7 protein-coding genes are annotated in these 6,702 nt (G+C 69.8%); 2 read left to right on the forward strand and 5 right to left on the reverse strand.

The annotated features are described in order from the left end of the window. The first annotated feature begins 30 nt into the window (after window positions 1-30). The gene (locus tag B1991_RS16900; protein ID WP_136259851.1) at window positions 31-447 is read left to right on the forward strand and encodes a hypothetical protein; all 417 of its coding nucleotides are present in this window, start codon (window positions 31-33) and stop codon (window positions 445-447) included. Here the strand turns inward: B1991_RS16900 and B1991_RS16905 are convergent, their stop codons facing one another. From B1991_RS16905 to B1991_RS16925, 5 genes are all read right to left on the reverse strand, one after another. Further along, window positions 448-981: a methylated-DNA--[protein]-cysteine S-methyltransferase gene (locus B1991_RS16905; protein WP_136259852.1), complete on the reverse strand. Its 534-nt coding sequence runs from the start codon at window positions 979-981 to the stop codon at window positions 448-450. Next, the gene (locus B1991_RS16910) at window positions 978-2,474 is read right to left on the reverse strand and encodes an AlkA N-terminal domain-containing protein (RefSeq protein WP_136259853.1); all 1,497 of its coding nucleotides are present in this window, start codon (window positions 2,472-2,474) and stop codon (window positions 978-980) included. The genes B1991_RS16905 and B1991_RS16910 overlap by 4 nt, the downstream gene beginning before the upstream one ends. A gap of 49 nt (window positions 2,475-2,523) precedes the next feature. Continuing rightward, on the reverse strand, window positions 2,524-3,081 hold the full coding sequence (locus tag B1991_RS16915) for a YybH family protein (protein WP_136259854.1): 558 nt from the start codon (window positions 3,079-3,081) through the stop codon (window positions 2,524-2,526). 75 nt (window positions 3,082-3,156) lie between these two features. Then, window positions 3,157-3,723 (reverse strand): cytochrome b, encoded by a 567-nt coding sequence (locus B1991_RS16920; RefSeq protein WP_136259855.1) that lies wholly within the window; start codon window positions 3,721-3,723, stop codon window positions 3,157-3,159. Beyond that, window positions 3,720-4,805 (reverse strand): catalase family peroxidase, encoded by a 1,086-nt coding sequence (locus tag B1991_RS16925; RefSeq protein WP_136259856.1) that lies wholly within the window; start codon window positions 4,803-4,805, stop codon window positions 3,720-3,722. Before B1991_RS16925 ends, B1991_RS16920 begins: the two co-directional genes overlap by 4 nt. A gap of 194 nt (window positions 4,806-4,999) precedes the next feature. On the opposite strand from B1991_RS16925, the gene hutU reads away from it, so the two are divergent. Continuing rightward, on the forward strand, window positions 5,000-6,670 hold the full coding sequence (gene hutU, locus B1991_RS16930) for a urocanate hydratase (protein WP_136259857.1): 1,671 nt from the start codon (window positions 5,000-5,002) through the stop codon (window positions 6,668-6,670). Window positions 6,671-6,702: the final 32 nt, after the last annotated feature.

Raw genomic sequence — 6,702 nt, forward strand, 5'->3', positions numbered from 1 at the left:
CCAAAGCAACGCCCATGGTCGCGCAGAGTCATGACAATTGCAGCCCACGCATCGCCCATCCGCATGCTCGCCTGTACGGCGATGCTGCTGGCGCTCGGCTTTTCCGCCGCCGCGGGTGCCGGGCAGGTGACACCGCCGACCCCGGTGCGCACCCAGGCGCCGGTGCCGAACGATGCGTTCCGCGACGCCGTGCGCCAGCAGCAGTTGCGCGACCAGGTGCGCCAGAGCGAACTGCAGCAGCAGCTGCAACAGAACGTGTCCGACAACGCGAAGCGTCCGGGCGCGAAGAACGAGCTGTTGCAACGCCAGCTCGAGCAGGCCGACAAGGCGCGGCACGACCGTGATCGTGCCGCGCTCAAGGATCTGCTCGACCGGCAGCAGGCTCAGTCCGCGTTGCCGCGGGTGATCCCGACCGATGCGCCGGCGTCGTCGCGCAGCGGCGGTTGATCAGCGCGCCGCGCGGCGTCCGTCGTCAGCGCCGAACAGGTCGCCGTGCGCCATGCGGCGCTCCCATTCCAGCAGGAAGCGCTTCGCCGGCAGGCCGCCGCCGAAGCCGGTGAGGTTGCCGTTGGCGCCGATCACGCGATGGCAGGGCACCACGATCGGCAGCGGATTGCGCCCGTTCGCGGCGCCCACCGCGCGCATCGCCTGCGGCTGCCCGATGCGGCGCGCGAGTTCGCCGTAGCTGATCGTCTCGGCGTAGGGAATGCGCGCCAGTTCCTCCCACACCGTCAGCTGGAACGCCGTGCCCTGCGGATGCAGCGGCAGGTCGAACCCGGTCCGCGTGCCGGCGAAGTATTCCTCCAGTTGCTCGCGCGCGAACGCGAGCGCCGCCGACGACCGCAGCCAGTGTGGCGATACCGGCCGCGGGTGTCGCTCGGTCTCGAAGCGGATCTCGCGCAATCCTTGCGCATCGGCCAGCAACAGCAATCGACCGACCGGGCTCGGCATCTCGTCGACGCGGATCGTTTCGGCGTTCATGGCTTGCTCCGTTTTGCAGTCGCGGCGTCGCCGGCGCTGCGCCACAGATGCATCACCGCGTAGGCGCGCCACGGTCGCCACGCCTCGGCCAGAGAGGCGAGCGCCTTGGTGCCCAGTTCGGCGCCGCCGCCGGCCGCCGCGCGGCGCAGGATCAGGTCGGCGGCGGGGAATGCATCGGGATGGCTGAGCGCGCGCATTGCCATGTAGTGCGCGGTCCACTCGCCGATGCCGGGCAGAGCCACCCAGCGCTCGACGAATTCCTGCAGCGGCTGTTCCACGCGGAAATCCACGCGACCATCGAGCAGTGCCTGGGCGATGCCGCGGATCGCGGCGGCGCGTGCGGTGGTGACGCCGAGCTCGCGCAGGTCTGCATCGGCCAGTTGCGCCGGGGTCGGAAACAGGCGTTCCAGGCCGTCCGGCAGCGGCAGCGCGAGCACCGTGCCGTGACGCTGCACGATGCGCGAGGCCAGCGTGCGTGCGGCCGCCACGCTTACCTGCTGGCCCAGCACCGCGCGCACCGCGATCTCGAAACCGTCCCAGCCACCGGGCAGACGCTGACCCGGATGCCGGCGCAGCATCGGTTTCAGCACCGCGCTGGCGCCCAGCGTCGCGGCGATCACGCGCGGGTCGGCGTCCAGGTCGAACATCCGGCGCAGGCGCGTGACCAGCGGCAGCAGTTGCGCGGGCCGTGCGCCATGCAGCTCGAGTTGCAGCGCATGGTCATCACCCGACGCCGCGGTCAGGCGCAGCCAGCCGGCTTCATCCGCGTCGCCGAACACGCGGGCATAGGCGTGCTCGTCCACCCGTTCCACCCCGGGCAGTGCGCGCGTGCGCAGGAATGCCAGCAGCGCCTCGAAATCGTACGGCGGGCGGTAGCCCAGGCGCAGCACCAGCGCCGCGCCGCTCGCGGCGCGCGGTTGCCGGCGCAGCTCGCGCGGCGGCATCCGGTTTGCCGCCGCAAACGCGGCGTTGAAACGGCGCAGGCTGCCGAAACCCGATGCCAGCGCCACCTCGGTCACCGGCAGTGCGGTCTCGGTCAGCAACTGCTTGGCGAACAGCAGGCGGCGCGTGGTGTGCACGTCGATCGGCGGCGCGCCGAGATGCGCCACGAACAGGCGGCGCAATTGCCGCGCGCCCACGCCCACGCGCGTGGCCAGCTCCGCCAGCGGTCGTTCGCTCAGCGCGCCGGCCTCGATCAGTTTCAGCGCGCGCGCCACCACGTGTTCGCCGCGATGCCAGCTTGCATTGCCGGGCGCGAGTTCCGGTCGGCAGCGCAGGCACGGGCGGAACCCGGCCGCTTCCGCAGCCGCGGCGCTGGCGTAGTAGCGGATGTTCGCCGGCTTCGGCGTCGGCGCCGGGCACACCGGGCGGCAATAGATACGCGTGCTGGTGACGGCGGTGAAGAACAATCCGTCGAAGCGGGCGTCGCGGCTCAGGCGGGCCTGTTCGCAGACGGCCAGCGCGGGCAGGGTGGCAGCAGGTGATTCGGACATGGACGCAGGCTAGCACCGCGGCGGCGGCGGAACTGGCCGTTTTCGGACTTCAATGCCGGATCGTCGGCAGCACCACCGCGACGGGTCGCCGGCAGGCGCGCTGGCGGCCACGGCGGAATGTCGCCGCCTCCTTGTCGCTGGCGGGGCGGCCGCTGTCGCCGCCGTCGAACGCGACTCGCCACGAACCGTCCGGCGCACGCCGCCACGTCGTCGAAAAGTGTCCGATCGCGTAACGCGACGCCGCGCTCGCACCCACGTTCTCGAACAGATATGGGCCGCTGGACGTCGCCAGCGTACCGTCGGCACTCGCGACCACATGCTGCGGATACCAGTCCAGCCGCACCGTCTTGCCGGCAAGGATCGCTGCCCAGTGCCGCACGATCGCCTGCGGGCCGCGCACCGGCCTGTCCGCATTCGCATCGAACACGCTGTCGTCGGCGAGGAACGCGGCAAACGCCGTCGCGTCGTGTCGTTGCACGCTGCGCGCGAACGCCAGTTCGCGCTGCCACACCTCACAGGCGGCGCGGTCGGGTGTCGCCATCGCGGCGGACGCCGGCGCGGCGGGCAGGACGGCAAGCAGCAGGATCAACCCCATCGAGCGTGGCATCGGCGACTCCGGTGTCCGGGTTGCCGCGCAGCTTCCGTCCGCACCCGGCGTTGCGCCAGTGCCGGAACGCATGGGTCATGCCTGGTCGCTGTCATCGGCGGGCGTTGGCGGCGCAGGCAACATCGACGCCAGCACCCCGTCGCGGCGGATCAGCCCGTGATACAGCGCCGCCGCCATGTGCGCGAGGAAGGTGAGGAACAGCAGCATCGCGAACGTGCCGTGCAGGTGGCGCAGCACGGCGAACGCGACCGGGCTGGTCGGAAAGATCGGCGGCAGCCGCAACGACTCGCCCAGCATCACCGGATAGCCGCCGGCCGAGAGCATCGCCCAGCCGATCAGCGGCATCGCCAGCATCAGGAAGTACAGCAGCCAGTGCGAAGCCAGCGCCGCGAGTTTCTGCAGCACCGGCAGGTCGGCCGGCAACGGCGGTGGCGGATGGCGCAGGCGCACCGCCAGCCGGACCACCGCCAGCAGCAGGATCGCGATGCCGAGTGGCTTGTGGATGGCGAGCAGCCATTCGTGCCGCGCGGAGACGGTGGCGACCATGCCGACGCCGATGAACAGCATCGCCACGATCATCACCGCCATCAGCCAGTGCAAGGCACGCGCGGCGGGCGTGAACCGGTCCGGAGTGGCGTTCATCGGCTCGCCTCCCGCATGGGCGCGGCGGTGCCGGGCAGGTGGGCTTCCTCGCTGGTGCGGCGCAGGTACGAGTCCGCGTAGGCGGCGGAGCGGGCGGGCAACAGCGGATCGTCGGAGGCCTCGATGCCGGCCGGCAGCACCAGCGGATCGTAGTTGATGTCGCGGCACGGGCCGCTGGCTTGCGATTCGCTGCGCTCGAGCACCAGTGTGCCGGCGTCGATCGTGCGGCGATCGTCCGGCCAGGTCTTCGTCGCGTCGTTGGTCGGGTCGCCCGGGTTGGCCAGGGTCACCTGCAACTGCCAGCGTTGCGGGCCGCGGGCGAGGCGTTCGGTGAGGTCGGCGGCCAGGTAGTTCGCGTCGCCCGGCGCGTTCGCGGCGCTGCCGGCGTCGTTCGCCTCGGGCACCATGCGCCAACGCACCGGCTGGCGCCGGCCGGCCGCGTCGACGAACGCGAAGGCGTTGAGGCTCCAGTAACTCTCCGTGGCGAAACTTGCCGACGGCCTGGCCGTTTTCGCCCAGGCGCGGAACGCCGCGGTTTCCGGATGGGCCGCGAAAAACGCGGCGATCTTCGCCGGGTCCGGCTTGCCGGTGGCCGGGTCCGGCTGCTGCGCCTGCAATTGCGCGTAGAACGCCTGCGGTGTGGCGACCGGGAACACCGGCATGCTGTTCATCCCGGTGCGCCATTGCTGGCCGTTCGCCAGCGCGAAGCGCAGCGCCATGCTGCGGATCGGCACGCTGGAGTCCGGCGCATACGGATTGCTGCCGGGAATGGCGAAGCGGCCGACCACCGGCGTGCGCTGCCCCGGCGCGAACACCTGCGCGATCGAGTACGCCTGCGCCTGGCCGTTGCTGTCGAAATGGCCGGTGACGCAGACGCCCTTGGCGTGGTTGCGGCGGTAGCCGGCGAACGTGCCGGCGTTGTGCTGGAACTGGTCGATCACCTTGGCAGGCGTGAGCCGATGCGGTGCCAGCCAACCGCCGACATAGGCAAACGCGATGGCCGGGACTGCCACTGCAGCGGCGATCAACGTCCACGCGCTGGTGCGATGGCCTGGCTGGGCAGGTGTGGCGGGATCGTGCATGGTCAGCTCCTGGCCGCGTATCGCGGCGGTGGACGAATGGATGTCGGGGTCGTCCCCGTCGCTGGAGCTATTCGGTCGTCGGCGGCGTGCGGTTACAGCGCGCTGCGAAAACCTTGGGCGGCGCGCAGCGGCGGCAGTCCGACGCAATCGGCTGACCTATACTCCGTCGTCTGTCTCATCGGAGTTCCGGATCCATGAACGCACCCACCCGCATCGACACTACCCGCACCGTCCGCGCCCCGCGCGGCACCGAACTTTCCTGCAAGAGCTGGCTCAGCGAGGCGCCGTTCCGCATGATCCAGAACAACCTCGATCCCGAGGTGGCGGAGAACCCGGCGGAACTGGTGGTGTACGGCGGCATCGGTCGCGCTGCGCGCAACTGGGAGTGCTTCGACGCGATCTTGCGCAGCCTGCGCGAGTTGAACGACGACGAGACCTTGCTGGTGCAATCCGGCAAGCCGGTCGGCGTGTTCCGCACGCATGCCGACGCGCCGCGCGTGCTGATCGCGAACTCCAACCTGGTGCCGCACTGGGCCACCTGGGAGCACTTCAACGAGCTCGATAAAAAGGGCTTGATGATGTACGGCCAGATGACCGCCGGTTCGTGGATCTACATCGGCTCGCAGGGCATCATCCAGGGCACCTACGAGACCTTCGTCGAGATGGGTCGGCAGCATTACGACGGCAACCTGAAAGGGCGCTGGATTCTCACCGCCGGCCTCGGCGGCATGGGCGCGGCGCAGCCACTGGCCGCGTCACTCGCCGGCGCGTGCAGCCTCACCATCGAATGCCAGCAGAGCCGCATCGACTTCCGCCTGAAGACCCGCTACGTCGACGAGCAGGCCACGGATCTGGACGACGCGCTGGCGCGCATCAAGAAGTACACCGAAGCGGGCGAGGCGAAATCCGTCGCGCTGCTCGGCAACGCCGCCGACGCGCTGCCCGAACTCGTGCGCCGCGGCGTCAAACCCGACGCCGTCACCGACCAGACCAGCGCGCACGACCCGGTCAATGGCTACCTGCCGCAGGGCTGGACACTGGAGCAGTGGTTCGAGCGCCGCAAGGCCGACCCGATCGGCACCGCGCGTGCCGCCAAGCTGTCCATGAAGACCCACGTCGAGGCGATGCTCGCCTTCCACGCGCAAGGCATCCCCACCTTCGACTACGGCAACAACATCCGCCAGATGGCCAAGGACGTCGGCTGCGACAACGCGTTCGCGTTCCCCGGCTTCGTCCCCGCCTACGTTCGCCCGCTGTTCTGCCGCGGCATCGGCCCGTTCCGCTGGGTGGCGCTCTCGGGCGACCCGGAGGACATCTACAAGACCGACCAGAAGGTCAAGGAACTGATCCCCGACGACCAGCACCTGCACAACTGGCTGGACATGGCCGAGCAGCGCATCAGCTTCCAGGGGTTGCCGGCGCGCATCTGCTGGGTGGGGCTGGGGCAGCGGCACAAGCTGGGGCTGGCGTTCAACGAGATGGTGCGGAAGGGGGAGTTGAAGGCGCCGGTGGTGATTGGGCGGGATCATCTCGACTCCGGCTCCGTCGCGTCACCGAATCGGGAGACCGAGGCGATGAAGGATGGGAGCGATGCGGTGTCGGATTGGCCGTTGCTCAATGCGATGTTGAATGTGGCGGGTGGCGCGACGTGGGTGTCGCTGCATCATGGGGGTGGGGTGGGGATGGGGTATTCGCAGCACTCGGGCGTGGTGATCGTCTGCGACGGCACGGTCGAGGCGGACAAGCGGATTGGGCGGGTGTTGTGGAATGATCCGGGGACTGGGGTGATGCGGCATGCGGATGCGGGGTACGTAGAGGCTATCGACTGTGCAAAGGGGGGCGGTTTGGATTTGCCCATGGTTTGATATCCTGTCGCCGATCCGTGCGTGATCACACG

It is taken from the genome of Rhodanobacter lindaniclasticus (assembly GCF_004799035.1).
Taxonomy (GTDB): domain Bacteria; phylum Pseudomonadota; class Gammaproteobacteria; order Xanthomonadales; family Rhodanobacteraceae; genus Rhodanobacter; species Rhodanobacter lindaniclasticus.